Source organism: Nocardioides sp. JCM 18999 (assembly GCF_055391175.1).
On record NZ_AP043887.1, the window covers coordinates 1,565,505 to 1,588,925 of the forward strand.

Below are 23,421 nucleotides of genomic sequence, written 5' to 3' on the forward strand. Positions count from 1 at the left end.
CTCACTGATCCACCTTGAAGTAGGAGCGGGTGTACTCGAGGGCGTCGACGAGGGCGTCGATCTCCTCCGGTGCCGTGTAGATGTAGGACGACATCCGGGTCGAGGCCTGGACGCCGAACCGCTGGTGCGCCGGCTTGGCGCAGTGGTGGCCCGCGCGCACGGCGACGCCCCGGCTGTCGACCAGCTGGGCGATGTCGTGCGGGTGCACGCCGTCGAGCTGGAACGAGATCGCCCCACCTCGACGCGTGGCGTCACGCGGTCCGAGGATCTGCAGGCCCTTGATCGACGTCAGCCGCTCGAGGGCATAGCCGGTGATGGCCTGCTCGTGGGCGTGCACCGCGTCCATCCCGAGGTGCGAGAGGTAGGTCAGCGCCGCGCCGAGACCGACGGCCTCGACGATCGGCGGGGTGCCGGCCTCGAACTTGTGCGGGATGCCGGCGTAGGTCGACCGGGCCATGGTCACGGTCTCGATCATCTCGCCGCCGCCGAGGAACGGCGGCAGCGCCTCGAGCAGGCCACGACGGCCCCAGAGCACGCCGATGCCCGTCGGTCCGACGACCTTGTGACCGGTGAAGACGACGACGTCGGGGCGGTCCGAGACCGGCATCGACGCCAGGTCGATCGGCAGCACGGGCGCGGCCTGGGAGGCGTCGACGACGACGATCGCGCCGACCTCGTGGGCGCGGCGGGTGAGCTCGGCGACCGGGTTGATCGTGCCGAGCATGTTCGAGACCCAGGTGAACGCGACGACCTTGGTCCGCTCGGTGATCAGCTCGTCGATGTTCGAGAGGTCCAGCTCGCCGTCGTCGGTCAGGCCGAACCAGCGCAGCTCGGCACCCTTCCGCTCGGTGAGGAGCTGCCACGGCACGATGTTGGAGTGGTGCTCCATCTCGGTCGTGACGACCACGTCACCGGGGCCGATCGCCAGGTCGCCGGTCGCCCAGGCGAGGGAGTTGGCGACCAGGTTGAGCGCCTCGGAGGCATTCTTGGTGAAGATCACCTCGTCGCGCGAGGGCGCGCCGAGGAAGGACGCGACCACGTCGCGGGCTCCCTCGAACGCCTCGGTCGACTCCGCGCCGAGCGTGTGCATGGCGCGGGCCACGTTCGCGTTGTGCCGCTCCAGGTGGTCGACCATCGCGTCGATCACGATCTGCGGCTTCTGCGACGTGTTGGCGCTGTCGAGGTAGATCAGCGCCCGGCCGTCCTGCACGGTCCGCTCGAGGATGGGGAAGTCCTTGCGGACGACCTCCAGCTCCGGGAGCAGACCGGGCAGGTCGTGGGTGGTGGACATCGTCAGACCGAGGCCTTGAGGAAGCGGTCGTAGCCGTTCGCCTCGAGCTCCTCGCCGAGCTCCGAGCCGCCGGTCTCGGCGATCCGGCCGTCGACGAAGACGTGGATGTAGTCGGGCTGCACGTACCGCAGGATGCGGGTGTAGTGCGTGATCAGCAGAACGCCCTTCTCGGACTGGCCGCGGAAGCGGTTGATGCCCTCGGAGACGACCTTGAGCGCGTCGATGTCGAGACCCGAGTCGATCTCGTCGAGGATCGCGACCTTGGGGTCGAGCAGGTTGAGCTGCGCGATCTCGGCGCGCTTCTTCTCACCGCCGGAGAAGCCCTCGTTGACCGAGCGCTGGCTGAAGGCCGGGTCAAGGTTCATCTCGTCCAGGGCGCCGTTGACGTCCTTGACCCAGGTGCGCAGCTTCGGGGCCTCGCCGTCGAGCGCGGTCTTGGCGGTGCGCAAGAAGTTGGACATGCTCACGCCGGGGACCTCGACCGGGTACTGCATGGCCAGGAAGAGACCGGCGCGCGCCCGCTCGTCCACGGTCATGTCGAGCAGGTTCTCGCCGTCGAGGAGGACCTCGCCGCCGGTGATCGTGTACTTCGGGTGGCCGGCGATCGAGTAGGCCGTGGTCGACTTCCCGGAGCCGTTCGGGCCCATGATCGCGTGCGTCTCACCGGGCTTGATCGTGAGGGTGACGCCCTTGAGGATCTCCTTGATCCCGCCCTCGGCGTTCTCGTCCTCGACGGTGACGTGCAGGTCCTTGATCTCAAGCGTGCTCATGCGATTTCTCCGGTGATGTGTGAAACGTTCTTGGAAAGCTCCGCCTCGACGGTGGCGGCGAGCTGCTCTTCGAGCTCGGGCACACCGATCTGGCGGATGAGGTCGTTGAAGAAGCCGTGCACGACCAGGCGGCGCGCCTCGGACTCCGAGATCCCGCGCGAGCGCAGGTAGAACAGCTGCTCGTCGTCGAACCGGCCGGTGGCCGAGGCGTGCCCGGCACCGGCGATCTCGCCGGTCTCGATCTCCAGGTTGGGCACCGAGTCGGCGTGGGCACCGTCGGTGAGGACCAGGTTGCGGTTCTCCTCGTAGGTCTCGATGCCCTCGGCGACCTTGCGGATCAGGACGTTGCCGATCCAGACGGTGTGGGCGCCGTCGCCCTGGAGCGCACCCTTGTAGACGACGTGCGACTTGGTCTTCGGCGCGGTGTGGTCGACGAAGAGACGGTGCTCGATGTGCTGACCGGCGTCGGCGAAGTACAGACCGAGGAGCTCGGCCGAGCCTCCCGGACCGGAGTACTGCACCGTGGTGTCGTTGCGCACCACGTCGCCACCGAAGGTGACGTCGATGTGCTTGAACTCGGCGTCACGGCCGACAGCGACATGGCGGTGCCCGGCGCGAACGGCGTCGTCGTCCCAGTCGTCGATCGAGACGACGTTGAGCTGCGCCCCGTCCTCGACCACGATCTCCACGTTGTCGGCCAGCGTGGCCGTCCCGACGAAGCGGAAGACGATCGTCGCCTTGGAGTGTCGACCGGCGCGGATCACGACGTGCTCGGCGACCGGGTCGACCCCGGTGCCGGTGATCGTGATGATCAGCGGGTCGGTGATCTCGGCCTCGACCGGAACGGTGACCAGGGTGGTCTCCCCCGCCGCGGCGAGCGAGCGCGCGGCGATCCGGTCGGTCGGGACGAATCCGCTGACACCACGGACGGAGTCCACGGCGACGGTCTCGACCGTGATGCCCGTTCCGCCGGTGCTGGCGACAGCGAGCGCGCCCGTGAAGGCGACGTCCTGGTGCAGGCCCCGGAGCCGCTTGAGCGGCGTGAAGCGCCAGATCTCCTCGCGGCCGGTCGGGACCGGGTGCGTGCCGACGTCGAAGGAACCTTCGGGGTGGAGGTGCGACTCCACCGGCTCGAGTTCAAGGGACGAGAGGACCGAGTCCAAGGACTGGCCCAGCTGAGTGGCGGTCATATCAGCCGACCGCTCCTTCCATCTGCAGTTCGATCAGGCGGTTCAGTTCGAGCGCGTACTCCATCGGCAGCTCCTTCGCGATCGGCTCGACGAAGCCGCGCACGATCATCGCCATCGCCTCGTCCTGGCTCATGCCGCGCTGCATCAGGTAGAAGAGCTGGTCGTCGGAGACCTTCGAGACGCTGGCCTCGTGGCCCATGGAGACGTCGTCCTCGCGGATGTCGACGTACGGGTAGGTGTCCGAGCGCGAGATCTGGTCGACCAGGAGGGCGTCGCAGAGCACGTTGGACTTGGAGCCGTGGGCGCCCTCGTTGATCTGGATCAGACCGCGGTACGACGTCCGGCCACCGCCACGCGCGACGGACTTGCTCAGGATCGAGCTGGAGGTGTTCGGCGCGGCGTGGACCATCTTGGCCCCGGCGTCCTGGTGCTGGCCCTCGCCGGCGAAGGCGATCGACAGGGTCTCGCCCTTGGCGTGCTCACCCATCAGGTAGACCGCCGGGTACTTCATGGTGACCTTGGAACCGATGTTGCCGTCGACCCACTCCATGGTCGCGCCGGCCTCGCAGAAGGCACGCTTGGTGACCAGGTTGTAGACGTTGTTCGACCAGTTCTGGATCGTCGTGTAGCGAACGCGGGCGTTCTTCTTCACGATGATCTCGACCACGGCGGAGTGCAGCGAGTCCGAGGAGTAGATCGGCGCGGTACAACCCTCGACGTAGTGAACGTAGGAGTCCTCGTCGGCGATGATCAGCGTCCGCTCGAACTGGCCCATGTTCTCGGTGTTGATCCGGAAGTAGGCCTGCAGCGGGATCTCGACATGGACGCCCTTGGGCACGTAGACGAACGATCCACCGGACCAGACGGCCGTGTTCAGCGCGGCGAACTTGTTGTCGCCGACCGGGATCACGGTGCCGAAGTACTCCTGGAAGATCTCCGGGTGCTCCTTGAGCGCCGTGTCGGTGTCGAGGAACAGGACGCCCTGCTCCTCGAGGTCCTCGCGGATCTGGTGGTAGACGACCTCGGACTCGTACTGGGCCGCGACACCGGCGACGAGGCGCTGCTTCTCCGCCTCCGGGATGCCGAGCTTGTCGTAGGTGTTCTTGATGTCCTCGGGGAGGTCGTCCCAGCTCGCCGCCTGCTTCTCGGTCGAGCGGACGAAGTACTTGATGTTGTCGAAGTCGATCCCCGACAGGTCCGAGCCCCAGGTGGGCATGGGCTTGCGGCCGAAGAGCGAGAGGCCCTTCAGGCGCAGGTCGAGCATCCACTGCGGCTCGGACTTCAGCGAGGAGATGTTGCGGACGACGTCCTCGTTGAGTCCACGCTTGGCGTTGGCGCCGACGTCGTTCTTGTCGGCCCAACCGAACTCGTAGCGTCCGATGCCCTGGAGCTCGGGGTTGAGCTCTTCAATGGTGGTCACGAGACCTTCTCCTTCATCTGAGGGATGCACGTGGTGCACACCCCGTCGCCGTGCGCGATCGTGGCGAGTCGCTGCACATGGGTGCCGAGAACCGCGCTGATCGCCTCGGTCTCTGCTTCACACAACTGCGGGAACTCGTGCGCCACGTGAGACACCGGACAGTGCTGTTGACACAACTGTTCACCGATGACCGGTAATTCCCGAACCGAGGCGGCGTAGCCCTCCTCGGTGAAGACCTGGGCCAGCACCTGCGCCGGGCTCAGGTGCGGGGCGGCGCCGGAGATGACGGCGAAACGCTCCGCGATGAACGACACGCGCTGCTGGGCGAAGGCCTTGACCCCGTCCTCACCGGCGGTCTGCCGGATCCAACGCAGGGCATGGGCCGCCAGGTCGTCGTACGTCTGCTCGAAGTCCTCACGACCGGTGTCGGTGAGAACGAACTCCTTGGCCGGACGGCCGCGTCCGCGCAGCTGGGTGGCACGCGGCTCCCGGGCTTCGGCGGCACCGTCGGCGACCAGCTGGTCGAGGTGGCGGCGCACCGCTGCCGGAGTCAGCTCCAGACGCTCAGCAAGGGCCGCTGCCGTCGAGGGGCCGTCGACGAGCAGCGAACGCGCCACGCGGCGTCCCGTTCCTGCTTCGTCTATTTTCACAACACAAGTGTGACGATATTCGGGCGCCCGTTCAACGAAGGTTCACCTAACCTCCCTCGCGCTGGGTCCGCCGCCCTAGAGTGTGGCCGTGCCTGGCCCTGCAGTCGTCGTCGACGCGCTCGAGATGACGTACGGCGACAAGCGGGCGGTGCAGGGCCTGAGCCTGACCGTGGAGACCGGGACGATCACCGCGGTGCTCGGTCCGAACGGGGCCGGCAAGACCACCACCCTCGAGACGTGTGAGGGATATCGCAAACCTCAGCGCGGCTCCGTGCGTGTCCTGGGTCTGGATCCGACCACGCAGCGGCGCGAGCTGCTCCCCCGGATCGGTGTGATGCTCCAGGGCCAGGGCGCCTGGTCGGGCGCGAAGGCGATGGAGATGTTGCGTCACATCTCCCGGCTGCATGCCGACCCGCTCGACATCGACATGCTGTCGGAGCGGCTGGGGCTGCACGAGTGCGGGTCGACGCCGTACCGCCGGCTGTCGGGGGGCCAGCAGCAGCGCCTCGGTCTCGCGATGGCGATCGTGGGCCGCCCCGAGCTCGTCTTCGTCGACGAACCGACCGCCGGCATGGACCCGGCGGCCCGCCGGACCACCTGGGAGCTGCTCCGAGAGCTGCGCGCCGACGGCGTCACGGTGGTCCTGACCACGCACTACCTGGACGAGGCCGAGCAGCTGGCCGACCAGGTCCACATCATCGACCACGGCCGGCTGATCGCCTCGGGGTCGCCGGAGGAGCTCACCCGCGGCTCGTCCGCCACCGTGCGCCTGGTCGTCGACCGGGAGCTGGACGAGGCGGCGCAGGCCGATCTCCGCACCCGTCTCGACGGGTGGGGCGCCGCGCACGACATCGGCATCGAGTCGGTGACCCACGGCTCCCGGACGCTGGAGGACGTGTTCCTCGAGATCACCGGTCGCGGCCTGAACGAAGCGGACCAGTGAGGCAGAACCGATGAGCACCGGAACCTTCACGCCCCGTCCTGGCAGCGCCCCCGTCGTTCGCCAGGTGATCGCGCAGGCCTCGATGGAGGCCCGGCTGATGCTCCGCAACGGCGAGCAGCTCCTGCTCGCCCTCGTGGTGCCGGTGATCGTCCTGATCGGCGGGGTCAAGGGTGGCCAGCATCTCAACCTCAACGAGACCCGCCCCCTCGTCGACACCTTCGTCCCGGGCGTGCTGGCGCTGGCGATCATGTCCACCTCGTTCACCTCGCTCGCGATCGCGACCGGCTTCGAGCGCCGCTACGGGGTGATCAAGCGCCTCGGTGCCTCGCCGCTGCCCCGGCTCGGCCTGCTGTCGGGCAAGATCCTCGCCCTCGTCGCCGTCGAGGTGGTGCAGCTCTTCATCATCGGTGGCGTCGGCCAGCTGCTCGGCTGGACGCCGAAGCCGGGCGTGGTCGGGTTCGTCCTCGCCATCGGACTCGGCACCGCCGCCTTCGCCTCGCTCGGGCTCTTCGTCGCGGGAGTCCTGCGTGCCGAGGCGACGCTCGCGGCCGCCAACCTGATCTACCTCCTGCTGCTCGCCGGCGGCGCCGTCGTCCTGCCGTCGCACGTCTACGGGAGCTTCGGCGAGTTCACCCACCTGCTGCCCTCGGGCGCGCTCGGTTCGGCGATCCGGGCCGCGCTGATCGACAATGCCGTCGCATGGCGCGACCTCGGCGTCCTCCTCCTGTGGACCGTCGCCGGGACCGCGTTGACCGCCAAGACCTTCCGCTGGGAGTGAGCACCATCACCGCATATCTGCAGGCACGCCTGCGTCCCCTCGCCTGGGCGACGCTCGTGTCGAACATCCTGATCGTCGTCACCGGTGGCGTCGTCCGCCTGACCGGCTCCGGACTGGGATGCCCGACCTGGCCGCGGTGCACCGAGGAGTCCTTCACCCCGCACCAGGCGCTGACGATCCACTCCGCGATCGAGTTCGGCAACCGGATGCTGACCTACGTGCTGGTCGCCGTGGCCGTCGCGACGGTCGTCGCCGCCTGGCGCACCGCCCACCGTTCGCTCACGGTCTGGATCGCGCTCGGCATCCCGGCGCAGGCGGTCATTGGCGGCATCACGGTGCTCACCGACCTCAACCCGTGGGTGGTCTCGTTCCACCTGCTGGTGTCGATGGCGATCATCTCGCTCGCGGTGCTGCTGCTGTGGCGGGTGTACGACCGCCCCGCGGGCAGCAACGAGCGCGCGGTGGCCAAGCTCGGCTGGGCGACGTACGTCGTCGCGTGGCTGGTGCTCTACGCCGGCACCGTCGTGACGGGCGCAGGCCCGCACGCCGGGGACAAGGACGCGCCCCGCAACGGGCTCTCCACGCTCGAGCTGAGCCAGGTCCACGCCGACCTGGTCTGCCTCCTGATCGGTCTGAGCCTCGCTCTCCTGCTGATCACCTGGCGCACGCCCGCGCGGACGGCGGTCCTGACGCTGTTCGTGGTCGAGTGCTCGCAGGGCGCGATCGGCTGGATCCAGTACTTCACCGACGTGCCCGCCGTCCTGGTCGGGTTCCACATGCTCGGTGCAGCCCTGGTCACCGCCGCGGTCACCTGGGCGCTGCTGGCAGCCCGCACCCTCCGCGCCAGCGAGAGCTGATCGGCTGTTCCAACCCCGCCAGTGCGGGGTTGGAACGGGTCCGATGCCGTCCTGAGGTGTCGCAACCCCGCAGTGGTGGGGTTGGAGCAACGCCGGTGCTCGTCCGGCAGCGACTCAGTGCGGAATCAGCGGGTGATCAGCGGGTCGAGAGCGACCGCGACGAACAGCAGCGACAGGTAGAGGTTCGAGCTGTGGAAGAGCCGCATCGGCTTGATCAGGCTCAGGTCCTCGGTGTCCCGGGCCCGGCGGGCGAGCTTGTGCGCCTCGACCAGGAAGACCGCACCGAGCACGACGGCGGCGCCGACGTAGAACAGACCGGTGTCAGCGACCGGCCAGAACAGCAGCGAGGTCGCCACCATCACCCAGGAGTACGCGACGATCTGACGAGCCACGGCGCGGGCTGGCTTGACCACCGGCAGCATCGGGACGTCGACGTTGGCGTAGTCCTCGCGGTACCGGAGCGCGAGCGCCCAGGTGTGCGGCGGGGTCCAGAAGAAGACCACACCGAACAGCACGATCGGCGCCCAGGCGAGGTCGTTGGTGACGGCGGTCCACCCGATCAGGGTCGGGAAGCAGCCGGCGATCCCGCCCCAGACGATGTTCTGGGTGGTCCGACGCTTGAGCAGCATGGTGTAGATGAAGACGTAGAACGCGTTCGCGGTCACCGACAGCACGGCCGACAACGGGTTCACGAAGAACCAGAGGATGACGGTCGAGACGATCCCGAGCACGAACCCGAAGATCAGCGCGGCCCGCGGGGAGACGATGTGACGGGGCAACGCGCGGCGGCGAGTGCGCCGCATCTGCTCGTCGATGTCACGGTCGTAGACGCAGTTGAACACCGACGCCGAGCCGGCCGACAGGGTCCCGCCGATCACGGTGGCGACGACCAGGCCGAGGCTCGGGACACCACCGGCGGCGAAGAACATCACGGGCACCGTGGTGAGCAGCAGGAGCTCGATCACCCGCGGCTTCGTGAGCCCGACGTACGCCGCCACGACATCGCGCCAGGTGGCGGATTCAACCTCGTCGGCGGTTGGAGCGACGGCCAAACCCTCACTCACCCCTTCGTCGACATAGGTCACGGGGTGAGTCTAGACCCGGAGGTGGGTAGGCTCAGAGTTGCCGCCGTACCCCGGCCGAAAGATCGGCCCGCCCGGCCTCGACGAGGAGACGAAACCTGTGACGACGATCCCACCGCTGGAGTGGACCGAGCTCGACGACAAGGCGGTCGACACCGTCCGCGTGCTCGCGATGGACGCAGTGCAGCAGGTCGGCAACGGCCACCCGGGCACCGCGATGAGCCTCGCTCCCGCCGCGTACCTGCTCTTCCAGAAGGTCATGCGGCATGACCCGGCGGACCCGCAGTGGATCAACCGCGACCGGTTCGTGCTCTCGATCGGTCACAGCTCGATCACCCTGTACAACCAGCTCTTCCTCGGCGGCTTCGGCCTCGAGCTCGACGACATCAAGGCGCTCCGCACCTGGGGCAGCCTCACCCCCGGTCACCCCGAGCTCGGCCACACCAAGGGCGTCGAGGTCACCACCGGCCCGCTCGGCCAGGGCGTCGCCAACGCGGTCGGCATGGCGATGGCCGCTCGCCGCCAGCGCGGCATGTTCGACGCCACCGCGCCTCAGGGCCAGAGCCCGTTCGACCACCACATCTACTGCCTCGCCGGTGACGGCGACCTGCAGGAAGGTGTCAGCGGTGAGGCCTCCTCGATCGCCGGAACGCAGAACCTCGGCAACCTGACCGTCATCTACGACAGCAACCGGATCTCGATCGAGGGCGACACCAACATCGCCTTCACCGAGGACGTCGCCGCGCGCTACGCCGCCTACGGCTGGGACGTCCACGAGGTCGACTGGACCAACAACGGCACCCACTACGAGGAGGACGTTCCGGCGCTGTACGACGCGATCGTCGCCGCGAACGCCGTCGGCGACAAGCCGAGCCTGATCGTGCTCAAGACGATCATCGCCTGGCCCGCGCCGAACGCCCAGGGCACCGAGGCAGCCCACGGTTCCGCGCTCGGCGCAGCCGAGATCGCGCTCACCAAGAAGGTGCTCGGCTTCGACCCCGACCAGACCTTCGAGGTCCCCGCCGACGTCCTCGCTCACACCCGCAAGCTCCTCGAGCGAGGGGCCGCTTACGGCGCGGCCTGGGACGAGCAGTACGACGCGTGGAAGTCCCACAACCCGGACGCCGACGTCCTGCTGCAGCGCACCCGGACGCTGGCCCTGCCCGAGGGTGTCGAGGACGCGCTGCCGACCTTCGAGCCCGACGCCAAGGGGATCGCCACCCGGGCCGCCAGCGGCAAGGTGATCAACGCCCTGGCGCCGCTGCTGCCCGAGCTGTGGGGTGGCTCGGCCGACCTCGCCGGCTCGAACAACACCACCATCTCCGGTGCCCGGAGCTTCGTGCCGTTCGAGCGCTCGACGCACGAGTGGAACGGTGACCCGCTGGCGGGCCGCGTGCTGCACTTCGGCATCCGTGAGCACGGCATGGGCGCGATCATGAACGGCATCCAGGTGCACGGGCACACGCGTGTCTTCGGTGGCACGTTCTTCACGTTCAGCGACTACATGCGCGGCGCCGTACGCGTTGCCGCACTGTCCAAGATCCCGGTCATCTACGTGTGGACCCACGACTCGATCGGTCTGGGCGAGGACGGTCCGACCCACCAGTCGATCGAGCACCTCGCCTCGCTGCGGGCGATGCCGGGTATCGACATCGTCCGCCCGGCCGACGCCAACGAGACCGCTGCGGCCTGGCTGCAGGTCCTCAAGAACACCGACCGTCCGGCCGGCCTCGTCCTCAGTCGCCAGAACCTGCCGATCTTCCCGCGCGGTGAGGACGACGCATCTGGTGTGCTGTGGGCCACGACCGAGGGCGTCGCCAAGGGCGGGTACGTCCTGCTCGACTCCCCCACCGGCACCGTCGACGTCGTCCTGCTCGCGACCGGCTCAGAGGTCCAGTACGCCGTCACCGCCCGTGAGACGTTGGCGGCCCAGGGCGTCGGCGCCCGCGTGGTGTCGCTGCCCTGCGTGGAGTGGTTCGAGGAGCAGCCGCAGTCCTACCGCGACGAGGTCATCCCGCCGACGGTCAAGGCCCGCGTCTCGATCGAGGCCGGCGTGAAGCAGGGCTGGCGCGACTTCGTCGGGGACGCCGGCCAGATCATCTCCATCGACCACTACGGCGCGTCGGCCGACGCCGCCACCCTGTTCCGTGAGTTCGGATTCACCGCTGACGCCGTCGTCTCGGCCGCGCAGCGTTCCATCAGCACCGTGACATCTTCGGAGGCCTCCGCATGAGCAACGCGAACCTGAAGTCCCTCGCCGACGCCGGCGTCTCGATCTGGCTCGACGACCTGTCCCGCGACCGGATCGACTCGGGCAATCTCGCCGGTCTTGTCGAGTCGAGCTCGGTCAGCGGCGTCACCACGAACCCGTCGATCTTCCAGGCCGCCATCGGTGGCGGTGAGTCGTACGGTCCTCGGGTCTCCGCCCTCGCAGCTCAGGGCCTGGGCGTCGACGAGGTCATCTTCGCGCTGACCACCGACGACGTCCGTGATGCCTGCGACATCCTCGCTCCGGTCGCCGCTGCCACCAAGGACGACGGTCGGGTCTCGATCGAGGTCGAGCCGACGCTGGCCAACGACACCGAGGCGACGATCGCCTCGGCCAAGGCGCTCTGGGCGGCCGTGGACCGGCCCAACGCTCTGATCAAGATCCCCGCCACCCTCGAGGGGCTCCCGGCCATCACCGAGGTGATCGGCGCCGGTATCAGCGTCAACGTGACGCTGATCTTCTCCACCGAGCGCTACCGCCTCGTGATGGACGCCTACCTGGCCGGCCTGGAGAAGGCGAAGGCAGCGGGTATCGACCTGTCCACGATCCGCTCCGTCGCCTCGTTCTTCGTCTCCCGCGTCGACACCGAGATCGATCCCCGTCTGGAGAAGATCGGGACTGACGAGGCGCTCGCCCTGCGGGGCAAGGCCGCCCTGGCGAACGCCCGGCTCGCGTACGCCGCCTTCGAGGAGGTGCACGCGTCGGCGCGCTGGACCGCGCTCGCCGGGGCCGGCGCCAACGCCCAGCGCCCGCTGTGGGCCTCCACGGGCGTCAAGAACCCCGACTACCCGGACACCCTGTACGTCGCCGACCTGGTCGTGGCCGACACCGTCAACACGATGCCGGAGAAGACCATGCAGGCGTTCGCCGACCACGGCGTCGTCAACGGTGACCAGGTCACGGGCAAGGGCGAGGAGGCCCAGGCGGTCTTCGACGCACTGGCCGCGGTGGGGGTCGACCTCGACGACGTCTTCACCCTGCTCGAGACCGAGGGTGTCGACAAGTTCAAGGTCTCCTGGACCGACCTCCAGTCGACCGTGGCAGAGGCCCTGACCCAGGCATGAGCAAGCCGGTCGACGCCACCACGACCGCTGCCTGGGCGCGCCTGGAAGCCTTGGCAGCGGACTTCAGTCCCGACCTCCGCTCCGCCCTCGCCGACGGCGAGTGGGTGCGCCGGTCGACGCTGGCGGCAGCTGATCTGCACATCGACCTCTCCAAGAACCTGGTCACCCCGGAGATCTGGAAGGCGCTGCTCGACCTGGCTGACGAGGTCGGGGTGGCGGCTCGGCGTGACGCCATGTTCGGCGGCGAGCACATCAACGTCACCGAGGACCGCGCGGTGCTGCACACCGCCCTCCGTCAGCCCTCGACGGCCGCGGCGTTCGTCGACGGCACCGACGTGGTCCCCGGCGTGCACGAGGTCCTCGAACGGATCTATGCGTTCGCTGACCGAGTCCGTTCGGGTGAGTGGACCGGTGTCAGCGGCCAACGGATCCGCACGGTGGTCAACATCGGCATCGGTGGCTCCGACCTCGGACCGGTGATGGCCTACGAGGCGCTGAGCCCGTTCCACCACCCCGAGCTGACCTGCCGCTTCATCAGCAACATCGACCCGACCGATGCGGCGACCACCCTGGACGGCCTGGACCCCGAGTCCACGCTGTTCATCGTGTCGTCGAAGACCTTCGGGACCTTGGAGACACTGACGAACGCTCGGCTCTGCAAGGCGTGGCTTTTGACCGCGCTGGGCGACCAGCTCGGCGAGGTCGACCAGGCGGCAGCGGTGGAGAAGCACTTCGTCGCCGTCTCGACCGCACTGGACAAGGTGGCCGCGTTCGGGATCGACCCGGAGAACGCCTTCGGGTTCTGGGACTGGGTCGGCGGACGCTACTCGGTCGACTCGGCGATCGGGACGTCGCTCGTCCTGGCCATCGGCCCCGAGCGGTTCACCGAGTTCCTGGCGGGTTTCCACGCGGTCGACGAGCACTTCCGCTCGGCCCCGCCGGAGGCGAACGTGCCGCTCCTGATGGGGCTGCTCAACGTCTGGTACACGAACTTCCTCGGTGCCGAGACCCACGCCGTTCTCCCCTACGCCCAGCAGCTGCACCGCTTCCCCGCCTACCTCCAACAGCTGACGATGGAGTCCAACGGCAAGGGCGTGCGCTGGGACGGTTCACCGGTCACGACCGGGACCGGAGAGGTTTTCTGGGGAGAACCGGGCACCAACGGCCAGCACGCGTTCTACCAGCTGATCCACCAGGGCACCCGGCTCATCCCGGCCGACTTCATCGCCTTCGCCACGCCGGCCTACCCGCTGGTGGACGACGAGGCTGGTGGCGTGGACGTGCACGAGCTGTACCTGGCGAACTTCTTCGCCCAGACCCGGGCCCTCGCGTTCGGGAAGACCGCCGACGAGGTGCGCGCCGAGGGCACGGCCGAGGCGATCGTGCCGGCACGGGTCTTCACCGGGAACCGACCGACGACGTCGATCATGGCCCCGGCGTTGACTCCGTCCGTCCTCGGCCAGCTGATCGCGCTCTACGAGCACCTGACGTTCGTCCAAGGTGTCGTCTGGGGCATCGACTCCTTCGATCAGTGGGGCGTCGAGCTCGGCAAGCAGCTGGCTTTGCAGATCAGCCCGGCCGTCAGCGGTGACGACGCCGCTGCGGCAGCCCAGGACGCATCGACCCGGGCGCTGATCGCCTACTACCGGGCCCATCGGGCCTGACCCACCCTCGTACTGGAAGAGACATCACGATGAATCCCGAAGACGCTCGCGTCGAGGTCCACCCGGACGCCAACGAGCTGGCGGTCGCGGTCGCCGGTGAGCTGCTCAACCGGATCGCCGACCTGCAGGCTGCCGGTGACGTACCCCAGATCTGCTTGACCGGCGGCACGATCGCCGAGGTCATCCACGGCGAGGTCGCCCGGTTGGCCGACGACTCCGGCGTCGACTGGGGCGCCGTCGACTTCTGGCTCGGTGACGAGCGCTTCGTGGCTCCCGACTCCCCCGACCGCAACGTGGGTCAGGCCAAGGCGGCCTTCCTGGACGCCGTCGGAGTCCCGGCCCACCGGATCCACGAGATGGCCTCGACGGCGGACGCAGCATCGGTGGACGAGGGCGCCGCCGCGTACGCCGCACAGGTGCCGGCGCGCTTCGACGTGATGATGCTCGGAATCGGCCCCGACGGCCACATCGCCTCGCTCTTCCCCGGCTTCCCGCAGCTGGACGTCACCGACGTCCTGGCCGTGGGAGTGACCGGTTCACCGAAGCCGCCGGCGGAACGGATCTCGTTGACCTACGCCGCCCTGCGGCGCAGCGCCTCGGTCTGGTTCCTCGTCTCCGGCGAGGGCAAGGCCGACGCGGTCGCCGCCGCCCTCGGCGGCGCGGACCTGCACGAGATCCCCGCCGCCGGGGTGGTGGGTCAGGACGAGACGATCTGGTTCCTGGACCGCGAGGCTGCCAGCAAGCTCTAGCAGCCGTCGCGGAGGAGACTCGGAGCGTTGCCCGTGCTGACCTCGACGAAGGTCACCTTCGACGCGTCGGTGAGGGTGTCCGGGGTGACCTCGCCGAAGAGGAACCCGAGCCAGTCCTCACCGTCGCGCACCAGCACGCCGGGCTGGCCGTAGTCGCTGACCGTCTGCACCAGGCCCTCGCCGTACTCGGCGACGAGGTCCGCGCGGGTGCTCCCCACGGTCAGGCCGTCGGCGGTGGCCAGCGCTGATGTCCGCATCCCCAGCGAGACGACCTTGCCGTCGACGGTGATGAGGTCCAGACCATCGGTCCCCTTCCCGGTCCACCGGTAGAAGTCGCCCTGGCACATCTCGTTGCGCTCCGGATCCGGCTCGATGAAGCCGGTCTCCTCGGCCTCGTCGACGGTCATGCCGGCGCTGACCGGTTCGAAGGCGCCGGGCACGATGGACCCGAGCTTCTGCGGCTCCTTCTGCGGGCTGGCGGTCGTGGTGTCGTCGGTGGCCGCGTCGACCGCGTAGGCCGCGCCGATCCCCGCCACCACGCTGAAGGCGACGATTCCGGCTGCGATGGTGCGCTTCATGGTGTCCTCTCTGCCATCACCCTGATGGTCTCACCTGGTGTGATGCTCCGACGGGCAGGAAAGTTGTCGGCCGGGCCTAACTTTCTTCGACGAGTCGGGGGCGGAGGAAGCGGCGGGCCGTGTGGATGCGTGCCTTCACGGTGCCGAGCGGCGTCTCGAGAGTGCTCGCGATCTCTTCGTACGGCAGGCTGCCCAGGTCGCGGAGGAGGAACGCCTGGACCGTCTCCGGGTGGGTGCGTTCCAGGTCGTTCAGGGCCTCCAACAGGTCGAGCCTGCTGCCCGCGATCACACTGACGCGGGCCGGGTCGGCACCCTCGGGGAGCTCGGCGGTCCCCCGCTCGTCGGCCCGCCGCCGCAGGCTCCGATAGGTCATCCGCGCCTGGTTCGTGGCGATCGCCCCGATCCAGCCTTCGAAGGTGCCGCTCCCGCGGTAGTCACCGAGTCGAGCAGCGATCGTGATCATCGCCTCCTGGGACGCCTCCTCGGCGTCCTGCGGGAAGGGCAGGATCCGTCGGCACCGACGTGCGACGAGTGGCTGCACCTCGCGGAGCACCGCGTCGAGCGCGTCGGTGTCACCGTTCCGTGCCGCCTCGACCAGCGCGTCGTCCACCCGCAGCCTCCTGCCACCTCGCCATACTGACTCCTGTGAAGCAGTTCGGACGTTACCGGCTCGACGAGGTCGAGGGCGTCGGAGCGTTCGCGACGGTGTGGCGCGGCTACGACACCGAGCTCGACATCCCGGTCGCGGTGAAGGTCCTGGCCGACAACTGGTCCCACCACGCCGACGTCAGGGAACGCTTCCTCGACGAGGCCCGGATCCTGCGTCGGATCCACGATCCGCGGGTCGTGCGGGTGCACGACATCGGCGAGCACGACGACCGGCCGTACTTCGTGATGGACTACCTCGCCGGCGGGACGGTCGGCGAAGCCGTGTCGGCCGATCGTGACCTGGCCCGGGCGATCCGGCTGTCCGCCGAGTCGGCGCGCGCCGTCCAGGCGCTGCACGACGCCGGGGTGCTGCACCGTGACGTGAAGCCGTCCAACCTGCTGCTGGACGACGCGGGTCACGTGCACGTCAGTGACCTGGGGAGCGCCAAACGGATGGCGGAGGCGAGCGGCATCACGGTCGTCACGGGCACGCCGACGTTCATGGCGCCGGAACAGGCCCTGGGGCAGCCTCTGGACGGCCGCAGCGACGTGTACTCGCTCGGGGTGCTCGCCTACGAGCTGATCACCGGACGGGTGCCCTTCGACACTCCGTTGGGGCGCTCGGCGACGGACCGGCCCGCACCGTCCGGCGCGGGGGCGCAGGTCGATCAGGTGCTCGTCGCCGCGATGTCGCTTCGTCCTGCCGATCGCCCCGAGACACCGGAGGACCTGGCGGACGCGTTGGAGGGAGCTCTGGATGCTCCGGAGGGCCGACCGGGGGTCAAGGTCCTCGTCGTCGCCGTGGCCTCGGTGCTGACCTTCGGCGCCGCGTCGGGCCTCACCTGGTGGTTGTTGCAGCGGTGAGGCCCGCGCGGGTCAGAAGATGATCTCGCCGGACTTCCGCTTGGAGCGGAGGGTCTGGATCGCCTCGTCGAGGATGTCGGCCGCTTCGGTGTCGCTGCGCCGCTCCTTCACGTAGGCCAGGTGCGTCTTGTACGGCTCGGTCTTCTTGGCCGCCGGGGCGTTGGCCTCGTCGAGGCCGGCCGGGAGACCGCACTTCGGGCAGTCCCAGGACTCGGGGCTGGCCGCTTCGACGGCGAAGGTGATCACCGACGTGTGCTCGTTGGCGCAGAAGTAGGTGACCGCCTTGCGCGGAGCCGCGTCGCCGCGCTCCGCCTCGCCCATCGGTCCGGCGCCGACCCGGCTGCCCCGGATCGCGTTACCGCCGCCGGCCATCAGTAGGCCTTCACGATGCCGAGAGCCACGACGCTGGCGAACCAGATGCAGCCGATGCCGATCGTCAGTCGGTCGAGGTTGCGCTCGGCGACGGACGAGCCGCCGAGGCCACTCGAGACGCCTCCGCCGAACATGTCGGAAAGACCGCCGCCGCGCCCCTTGTGGAGCAGGACCAGCAGGATCATCAGCACACTGCTGGTGATCAGGATGATGGTGAGAAGCAGTTCGAGCACGATTGAGGATCCTACGTTACGAAGGGGCTGGATCAGAGAACCGGCATGGCGTAGAAGCGCGAGATCGCAGAGAACTCGTCCACCTGCAGGCTCGCACCGCCCACCAGAGCGCCGTCGACGTCGGTCTGGGCCATGATCGCGGCGACGTTCGACGCCTTCACCGAGCCGCCGTAGAGCACACGCACACCGTCCGCGGCAGCATCGCCGAACGCCTCGCGGACGTGGGCGCGGATGGCCGCAGCGACCTCCTGCGCGTCCTCTGGAGTCGCCACCTCGCCGGTGCCGATCGCCCAGACGGGCTCGTAGGCGATGACGAGGCCCGCGACCTGCTCGGCCGTGAACCCGGCCAGCGTAGCCTCGGTCTGCGCCGTGCAGTGCGCCACGTGGCCGCCGGCCTGGCGGACGTCGAGACGCTCCCCGACACAGATGATCGGCGTCATTGCGCTGGCGAGCGCGACCTTGGCCTTGGCATTCACCAGCTCGTCGGACTCAGCGTGGTACTCACGACGCTCCGAGTGGCCGACCACGACGTACGAGCAGCCGAGCTTGGACAGCATGCCGGCCGAGATCTCGCCGGTGTAGGCGCCTGACTCGTGCACCGACACGTCCTGGGCGCCGTACTTGATCGAGAGCCGGTCACCGTCGATCAAGGTCTGGACCGACCGCAGGTCGGTGAACGGCGGAACCACCACGACCTCGACGGAGGCGTAGTCGTGCTTCTTGTCCGAGAGCGTCCAAGCGAGCTTCTGGACCAGCACCACAGCCTCGGCGTGGTTCAGGTTCATCTTCCAGTTGCCCGCCATCAGCGGGGTACGGGTGGTTGCCACGATCAGCCTTCCAAGACAGTGATACCGGGGAGTTCCTTGCCCTCGAGGTATTCGAGAGAGGCACCGCCACCGGTCGAGATGTGACCGAACTGGTCATCGGTGAAACCGAGGGCGCGCACGGCAGCGGCCGAGTCCCCGCCGCCGACGACGGAGAGACCGTCGACCTCGGTCAGGGCGCCGGCGACGGCGCGGGTGCCCTCGGCGAAGGCCGGCTGCTCGAACACGCCCATCGGACCGTTCCAGAACACGGTCCGCGCCTGGCGTACGGCGGCCGCGAAGGCGGCACCCGACTCCGGGCCGATGTCCAGTCCGAGGGTGTCGGCCGGGATGGCGTCGGCGGGCACCACGCGGGCGCTGGCCTCGTCGCCGAACGAGTCGGCGACGACGATGTCGGTCGGCAGGACGATGGAGACACCGTTCGCCTGGGCGCGCTCGAGGTACTCGAGCACGGTGGGGATCTGGTCCTCCTCGAGCAGGCTCTTGCCGACCTCGTGGCCCTGGGCCTTGAGGAACGTGAAGAGCATGCCGCCGCCGATCAGGAGCGTGTCGGCCTTCTCCAGCAGGTTGTCGATGACTCCGAGCTTGTCGGAGACCTTCGAACCGCCGAGCACGACCGCGTAGGGCCGCTCGGGGGTGTCGGTCAGCCGTCGCAGCACGTCGATCTCGGCGCCGACCAGGGCACCCATCGCGTGCGGGAGACGCTCCGCGACGTCGTACACGGACGCCTGCTTGCGGTGCACGACGCCGAAACCGTCGGAGACGAAGGCGTCACCGAGGGCAGCGAGCTGGTCGGCGAACGCACCGCGCACGGCGGCGTCCTTCGACGTCTCGCCGGCGTTGAAGCGGACGTTCTCGACGAGCGCGACCTGGCCGTCGGCCAGACCGGCGACGACCGACTGCGCGGACTCACCGACGGTGTCGGTGGCGAACGCGACCTCGGCGCCGAGCAGTTCACCCAGTCGCACGGCGACCGGGGCGAGGGAGTACGCCGGGTCCGGCGCGCCGTCGGGACGACCCAGGTGGGCCATCACGACGACGCGAGCGCCGGCATCGGCGAGGGCCTTGATCGTGGGGACCGAGGCGCGGATGCGCCCGTCGTCCCCGATCACGCCATCCTTGAGCGGGACGTTCAGGTCGCTGCGAACCAGGACCCGCTTACCTGCGACCTCTCCGAGGCCGGCGTACTCCCCCATCGATCAGAGCGTCTTGCCGACGTAGTCGATCAGGTCGGCGAGGCGGTTGGAGTAGCCCCACTCGTTGTCGTACCAGGAGGCGACCTTGACCTGGTTGCCGATCACCTTGGTGAGCGGCGCGTCGAAGATCGACGAGGCCGGGTTGGTGACGATGTCGGAGGAGACGATCGGGTCCGTGGAGTAGACCAGGAACTTGCCGTCAGCGGCCTTCTTGACGATCTCGTTGATCTCCTCGACCGAGGTCTCGCGCGAGGCCTCGAAGGAGAGGTCGGTGAGCGAGCCGGTCGGGGTCGGGACGCGGAGGGCGTAGCCGTCGAGCTTGCCCTTCAGTTCGGGCAGGACCAGGCCGATGGCCTTGGCCGCACCGGTCGAGGTCGGCACGATGTTCAGCGCGGCGGCGCGGGCACGGCGCAGGTCGCTGTGGATGTTGTCCTGCAGGTTCTGGTCGGCGGTGTAGGCGTGCACCGTCGTCATCAGGCCCTTGTTGATCCCGACACCCTCGTGCAGCGCCTTGGCCAGCGGGGCCAGGCAGTTCGTGGTGCAGGAGGCGTTGGAGATGACGGTGTGGTTCGCCGGGTCGTAGATGCCCTCGTTGACGCCCATCACGATGGTGGCGTCCTCGTTGCTCGCGGGGGCGGAGATGATGACCTTCTTGGCGCCACCGGCGTCGACGTGGGCACGAGCCTTGGTCGCGTCGGTGAAGAAGCCGGTGGACTCGACGACGATGTCGACACCGACGCTGCTCCACGGGATGTTGGCGGGGTCGCGCTCGGCGAAGGCCTTGATCACCTGGTCGCCGACCTTGATCTCGCCGTCAGCGGCGGTCACGTCGGCGTCGAGGACACCCAGGATGGTGTCGTACTTGAGCAGGTGGGCGAGGACCTTGTTGTCGGACAGGTCGTTCACGGCCACGATCTCGATGTCGAGGCCGGACTCGCGAACTGCGCGGAAGAAGTTGCGGCCGATACGGCCGAAGCCGTTGACGCCTACACGAACAGTCATGCTGACTCCTGAGGATGAGGGCCTTTGGTGACCCTGCGGTCTGGTCGGGCCTTTGGTGACCCGCGTCGACCCTACCGGTCGCCGATGAGCGCCCGAGATGGACCGTTCAAACCCTGGGCAAACCCCGCTCGGAGGTCAGTCGTCGGCGAGCATGTCCGGCGTCAGCGACGCCTCGGTGTCGGGGATCCCGAGGTCCTCGGCGCGCTTGTCGGCCATCGCGAGCAGCCGACGGATCCGACCGGCGATCGCGTCCTTGGTCAGGGCCGGGTCGTGCAGCTGGCCGAGCTCCTCCAGCGAGGCCTGCTTGTGCTCGAGCCGCAGGCTGCCGGCCTGACGCAGGTGGTCCGGGATCTCGTCGCCGAGGATCTCCAGCGCACGTTCGACGCGGGCACCGGCGGCGACGGCGGCACGGGCCGACCTGCGCAGGTTCGCGTCGTCGAAGTTCGCCAGCCGGTTGGCCGTGGCGCGGACCTCGCGCCGCATCCGTCGCTCCTCCCACGCCATCAGCGACTCGTGCGCGCCCAGACGGGTCAAAAGCTCGCCGATCGCGTCGCCGTCGCGGATCACGACTCGGTCGACCCCACGGACCTCGCGGGCCTTCGCCTGGATGCCGAGTCGGCGGGCCACGCCGACCAGGGCCAGCGCGGCCTCGGAGCCGGGGCAGGTCACCTCGAGGGACGAGGAGCGGCCGGGCTCGGTCAGGGAGCCGTGGGCGAGGAAGGCTCCGCGCCAGGCCGACTCGGAGTCGCAGACGCCGCCGGACACGACAGCGGGCGGAAGCCCGCGGACGGGACGGTTCCGCTGGTCGAGCAGACCGGTCTGGCGGGCGAACGCCTCGCCGTCCCGGGTCACCCGCACGATGTAGCGGCTGCCCTTGCGCAGTCCGTTGCCCTGGACGACCGTGACCTCAGCCTGGTGCCCGTAGACATCGGCGATGTTCGACTTGAGTCGACGCGCCGCAGCACCGGTGTCGACCTCGGCCTCGACGACGATCTGTCCGTTGACGATGTGCAGTCCCCCGGCGAAGCGGAGGGTCGATGCAACCTCGGCCTTCCGGCAACAGGTTTTCGTGACCGGGGTGGCCGCGAGTTCTGCCTTCACCTGTGCCGTCATTGCCATGCGGACGATCCTCCCACGGGAGTCAACAACGTCCGAAAGGCCGTGGCCAGCTTGTCCGGGTCGTGCCGGGCGGAGCCGTCGTCCATCGCCACGTCGGCCACCAGGAGCTCCGCTCCGGCCGCCGTCACGGCCGCGGTCAGGTCGGCGAGTCCCTCGCCCACGGAGTCGCGGTCGGCGATCACGGTGTGCACGACCAGGGACGGCGCGTGCTCCAGCAGGGCGGCGAGGTGATCGGCCGGGCCGAAGCCCGGGGTCTCCCCCTCCTGCTCCTCGAGGTTGAGGACGACCACGACCCGACCGGACGCCTCGACGAGGGCGTCGTGCAGCGCGGGCACCTTGAGGTGCGGGATCACCGAGGTGAACCACGACCCGGGCCCGAGGACGAGCCAGTCCGCGTCGGCGATGGCTGCGACCGCCTCCGGCGCGGCAGGTGGGTCGGCGGGTTCCAGAGCGATGGAGTCGATGACCCCGTCGGTGGTCGCCACCTCGACCTGGCCGCGGACCGTCGTCAGCGCGTCGGGGTCGGCGGGGTCGAGTCCTCGTACCTGGGCGGCGATCACCATCGGCGTCAACGCCATCGGCAGCACCCGGCCCTTGGCTCCGAGCAGCCGGCCGACCCAGTCGAGCGCCTCCACGGGGTCGCCGAGCCGCTCCCAGAGCCCCACGATGAGGAGATTGCCGAGGTTGTGGCCCTTCATCTCGCCGTCTCCGGCGAACCGGTGCTGCAGCACCTCCGCCCAGGTGCGGCCCCACTCATCGGGCGCGCACAGGGCCGCGAGCGCCATCCGCAGGTCGCCCGGTGGAAGGACGTCGAACTCGTGCCGGAGTCGACCGGAGGAGCCGCCGTTGTCGGCCACCGTGACGATCGCGGTGAGGTCGTCGACGGTGAGGTCGTCGACCAGCTGTCGGACGGCGGACAGGGTGGAGTAGAGGCCGTGGCCGCCACCGAAGGCGACGACCGACTGTGCCCGGTCGAGGTCGAACTCGTCCAGGGAGTGCTGGTCGGTCACGTCACTCCCGCCCGAGGTCGCGGTGCATCACCCGTGCTTCGAGGTCCCGTTCACGCAGGCGCCGGGCGATCTCCTCGGCCATCGCGACCGAGCGGTGCTTCCCACCGGTGCAGCCGATCGCCACCCGCATGAACCGCTTGCCCTCGCGGAGGTAACCAGCGGCCACGCCGGCGAGGACCGGAACGTACCCGTCGAGGAACTCGGCAGCCCCGGGTGCCGCCTTCACGTAGCCGGCGACCTCGGGGTTGTCCCGGCCGTTGCCGTCGCGCAGCTCGGGGATCCAGAACGGGTTCGGCAGGAAACGCATGTCCGCGACGTAGTCGGCGTCGACCGGGATGCCGTACTTGAAGCCGAAGCTCACCACCGAGACCTTCAACCGGGTGGTGTCGGGGGTGCCGAAGGCGGCGGCGATCCGGTCGGTGAGCTGGTGGACGTTGATCGCGGTGGTGTCGATCACGAGGTCGGCCATCGCGCGCAGGTCGGCCAGGGCCACTCGCTCGCGGGCGAGCCCGTCGAGGAGTCGGTCCGCGCCCTGGAGCGGGTGCGGCCTGCGGGCCGCCTCCTGGCGTCGGACCAGGACGTCGTCGGAGGCGTCCAGGAAGACCAGGGTGAACCGACGCCCGAGCAGCCCGCGGCCGAGCTCGTCACGGAGGTCGCGGAAGAAGGATCCGGAGCGGACGTCGATCACGACCGCGATCGGCTGCGCGACGCCCCGGGACTGGTCGACCATCCGGATCACGTCCCGCAGCAGCGCTGACGGCAGGTTGTCGACGACGTAGAAGCCGAGGTCCTCGAGCTCCTTCGCAGCCGTGCTGCGGCCGGCACCGGTCATCCCGGTGACGACGACC

24 protein-coding genes are annotated in these 23,421 nt (G+C 69.1%); 8 read left to right on the forward strand and 16 right to left on the reverse strand.

Translation table 11 applies throughout. From position 1 onward, the window contains the following. Position 1 precedes the first annotated feature (1 nt). The 5 genes from ACZ5J1_RS07615 to ACZ5J1_RS07635 are packed head-to-tail and all read right to left on the reverse strand — an operon-like array spanning position 2 to position 5,288. Positions 2-1,291 carry a cysteine desulfurase gene (locus tag ACZ5J1_RS07615; protein ID WP_464564012.1) on the reverse strand — a complete coding sequence of 430 codons (1,290 nt, stop codon included), beginning with the start codon at positions 1,289-1,291 and terminating at the stop codon, positions 2-4. Between the two features lie 2 nt (positions 1,292-1,293). After that, complete coding sequence (sufC, locus tag ACZ5J1_RS07620; protein WP_464564014.1) at positions 1,294-2,061, reverse strand: Fe-S cluster assembly ATPase SufC; 768 nt, start codon at positions 2,059-2,061, stop codon at positions 1,294-1,296. After that, entirely contained in the window at positions 2,058-3,251 is a 1,194-nt protein-coding gene (gene sufD, locus ACZ5J1_RS07625; protein ID WP_464564016.1) for a Fe-S cluster assembly protein SufD, read from the reverse strand. Before sufD ends, sufC begins: the two co-directional genes overlap by 4 nt. 1 nt (position 3,252) lies before the next feature. Continuing rightward, the gene (gene sufB, locus ACZ5J1_RS07630; RefSeq protein WP_464564738.1) at positions 3,253-4,632 is read right to left on the reverse strand and encodes a Fe-S cluster assembly protein SufB; all 1,380 of its coding nucleotides are present in this window, start codon (positions 4,630-4,632) and stop codon (positions 3,253-3,255) included. A 35-nt stretch (positions 4,633-4,667) separates the two neighbouring features. Beyond that, positions 4,668-5,288 (reverse strand): helix-turn-helix transcriptional regulator, encoded by a 621-nt coding sequence (locus ACZ5J1_RS07635; protein ID WP_464564018.1) that lies wholly within the window; start codon positions 5,286-5,288, stop codon positions 4,668-4,670. Positions 5,289-5,409: 121 nt separating this feature from the next. On the opposite strand from ACZ5J1_RS07635, the gene ACZ5J1_RS07640 reads away from it, so the two are divergent. The 3 genes from ACZ5J1_RS07640 to ACZ5J1_RS07650 are packed head-to-tail and all read left to right on the forward strand — an operon-like array spanning position 5,410 to position 7,899. Further along, entirely contained in the window at positions 5,410-6,264 is an 855-nt protein-coding gene (locus ACZ5J1_RS07640) for an ABC transporter ATP-binding protein (protein ID WP_464564019.1), read from the forward strand. Positions 6,265-6,274: 10 nt separating this feature from the next. Continuing rightward, positions 6,275-7,042, forward strand: coding sequence for an ABC transporter permease (locus ACZ5J1_RS07645; RefSeq protein ID WP_464564021.1), 768 nt, complete (start codon positions 6,275-6,277; stop codon positions 7,040-7,042). Further along, positions 7,039-7,899 (forward strand): COX15/CtaA family protein, encoded by an 861-nt coding sequence (locus ACZ5J1_RS07650; protein WP_464564023.1) that lies wholly within the window; start codon positions 7,039-7,041, stop codon positions 7,897-7,899. Before ACZ5J1_RS07645 ends, ACZ5J1_RS07650 begins: the two co-directional genes overlap by 4 nt. 125 nt (positions 7,900-8,024) lie before the next feature. Here the strand turns inward: ACZ5J1_RS07650 and ACZ5J1_RS07655 are convergent, their stop codons facing one another. Then, positions 8,025-8,984: a heme o synthase gene (locus tag ACZ5J1_RS07655; RefSeq protein WP_464564025.1), complete on the reverse strand. Its 960-nt coding sequence runs from the start codon at positions 8,982-8,984 to the stop codon at positions 8,025-8,027. Positions 8,985-9,153: 169 nt separating this feature from the next. Here ACZ5J1_RS07655 and tkt point away from each other — a divergent pair, with 169 nt between their 5' ends. Genes tkt through pgl form a run of 4 tightly spaced genes read left to right on the forward strand, consistent with a single transcriptional unit; the run spans position 9,154 to position 14,727 of the window. Continuing rightward, positions 9,154-11,214, forward strand: coding sequence for a transketolase (tkt, locus tag ACZ5J1_RS07660; RefSeq protein ID WP_464564740.1), 2,061 nt, complete (start codon positions 9,154-9,156; stop codon positions 11,212-11,214). Then, entirely contained in the window at positions 11,211-12,314 is a 1,104-nt protein-coding gene (gene tal, locus ACZ5J1_RS07665) for a transaldolase (protein ID WP_464564027.1), read from the forward strand. The genes tkt and tal overlap by 4 nt, the downstream gene beginning before the upstream one ends. After that, positions 12,311-13,978, forward strand: coding sequence for a glucose-6-phosphate isomerase (gene pgi / locus ACZ5J1_RS07670; protein ID WP_464564029.1), 1,668 nt, complete (start codon positions 12,311-12,313; stop codon positions 13,976-13,978). Before tal ends, pgi begins: the two co-directional genes overlap by 4 nt. Before the next feature lie 29 nt (positions 13,979-14,007). Then, positions 14,008-14,727: a 6-phosphogluconolactonase gene (gene pgl, locus ACZ5J1_RS07675; RefSeq protein WP_464564031.1), complete on the forward strand. Its 720-nt coding sequence runs from the start codon at positions 14,008-14,010 to the stop codon at positions 14,725-14,727. Here pgl and ACZ5J1_RS07680 read toward each other — a convergent pair. Continuing rightward, positions 14,724-15,305, reverse strand: coding sequence for a hypothetical protein (locus ACZ5J1_RS07680; protein WP_464564033.1), 582 nt, complete (start codon positions 15,303-15,305; stop codon positions 14,724-14,726). The genes pgl and ACZ5J1_RS07680 overlap by 4 nt on opposite strands. 76 nt (positions 15,306-15,381) lie before the next feature. Continuing rightward, a complete protein-coding gene (locus tag ACZ5J1_RS07685; protein WP_464564035.1) occupies positions 15,382-15,915 on the reverse strand; it encodes an RNA polymerase sigma factor in 534 nt (177 codons plus the stop codon). A gap of 35 nt (positions 15,916-15,950) precedes the next feature. Here ACZ5J1_RS07685 and ACZ5J1_RS07690 point away from each other — a divergent pair, with 35 nt between their 5' ends. Then, a complete protein-coding gene (locus ACZ5J1_RS07690; RefSeq protein ID WP_464564037.1) occupies positions 15,951-16,817 on the forward strand; it encodes a serine/threonine-protein kinase in 867 nt (288 codons plus the stop codon). Between the two features lie 12 nt (positions 16,818-16,829). On the opposite strand, the gene ACZ5J1_RS07695 is transcribed toward ACZ5J1_RS07690, so the two are convergent. The 8 genes from ACZ5J1_RS07695 to rapZ all read right to left on the reverse strand — a co-directional run bounded on the left by ACZ5J1_RS07695 (position 16,830) and on the right by rapZ (position 23,405). After that, entirely contained in the window at positions 16,830-17,189 is a 360-nt protein-coding gene (locus ACZ5J1_RS07695; RefSeq protein WP_464564039.1) for an RNA polymerase-binding protein RbpA, read from the reverse strand. Beyond that, on the reverse strand, positions 17,189-17,374 hold the full coding sequence (secG, locus tag ACZ5J1_RS07700; protein WP_464564741.1) for a preprotein translocase subunit SecG: 186 nt from the start codon (positions 17,372-17,374) through the stop codon (positions 17,189-17,191). The genes ACZ5J1_RS07695 and secG overlap by 1 nt, the downstream gene beginning before the upstream one ends. Positions 17,375-17,454: 80 nt before the next feature. Next, positions 17,455-18,225 carry a triose-phosphate isomerase gene (gene tpiA, locus ACZ5J1_RS07705; RefSeq protein WP_464564743.1) on the reverse strand — a complete coding sequence of 257 codons (771 nt, stop codon included), beginning with the start codon at positions 18,223-18,225 and terminating at the stop codon, positions 17,455-17,457. Positions 18,226-18,251: 26 nt separating this feature from the next. Further along, on the reverse strand, positions 18,252-19,442 hold the full coding sequence (locus ACZ5J1_RS07710; RefSeq protein ID WP_464564041.1) for a phosphoglycerate kinase: 1,191 nt from the start codon (positions 19,440-19,442) through the stop codon (positions 18,252-18,254). Positions 19,443-19,445: 3 nt separating this feature from the next. Further along, entirely contained in the window at positions 19,446-20,444 is a 999-nt protein-coding gene (gene gap / locus ACZ5J1_RS07715) for a type I glyceraldehyde-3-phosphate dehydrogenase (RefSeq protein ID WP_464564043.1), read from the reverse strand. A 135-nt stretch (positions 20,445-20,579) separates the two neighbouring features. Continuing rightward, a complete protein-coding gene (gene whiA, locus ACZ5J1_RS07720) occupies positions 20,580-21,563 on the reverse strand; it encodes a DNA-binding protein WhiA (RefSeq protein ID WP_464564045.1) in 984 nt (327 codons plus the stop codon). Beyond that, entirely contained in the window at positions 21,554-22,573 is a 1,020-nt protein-coding gene (locus tag ACZ5J1_RS07725) for a gluconeogenesis factor YvcK family protein (RefSeq protein ID WP_464564047.1), read from the reverse strand. Before ACZ5J1_RS07725 ends, whiA begins: the two co-directional genes overlap by 10 nt. A gap of 1 nt (position 22,574) precedes the next feature. Further along, a complete protein-coding gene (rapZ, locus tag ACZ5J1_RS07730) occupies positions 22,575-23,405 on the reverse strand; it encodes an RNase adapter RapZ (RefSeq protein ID WP_464564745.1) in 831 nt (276 codons plus the stop codon). Positions 23,406-23,421 lie beyond the last annotated feature (16 nt).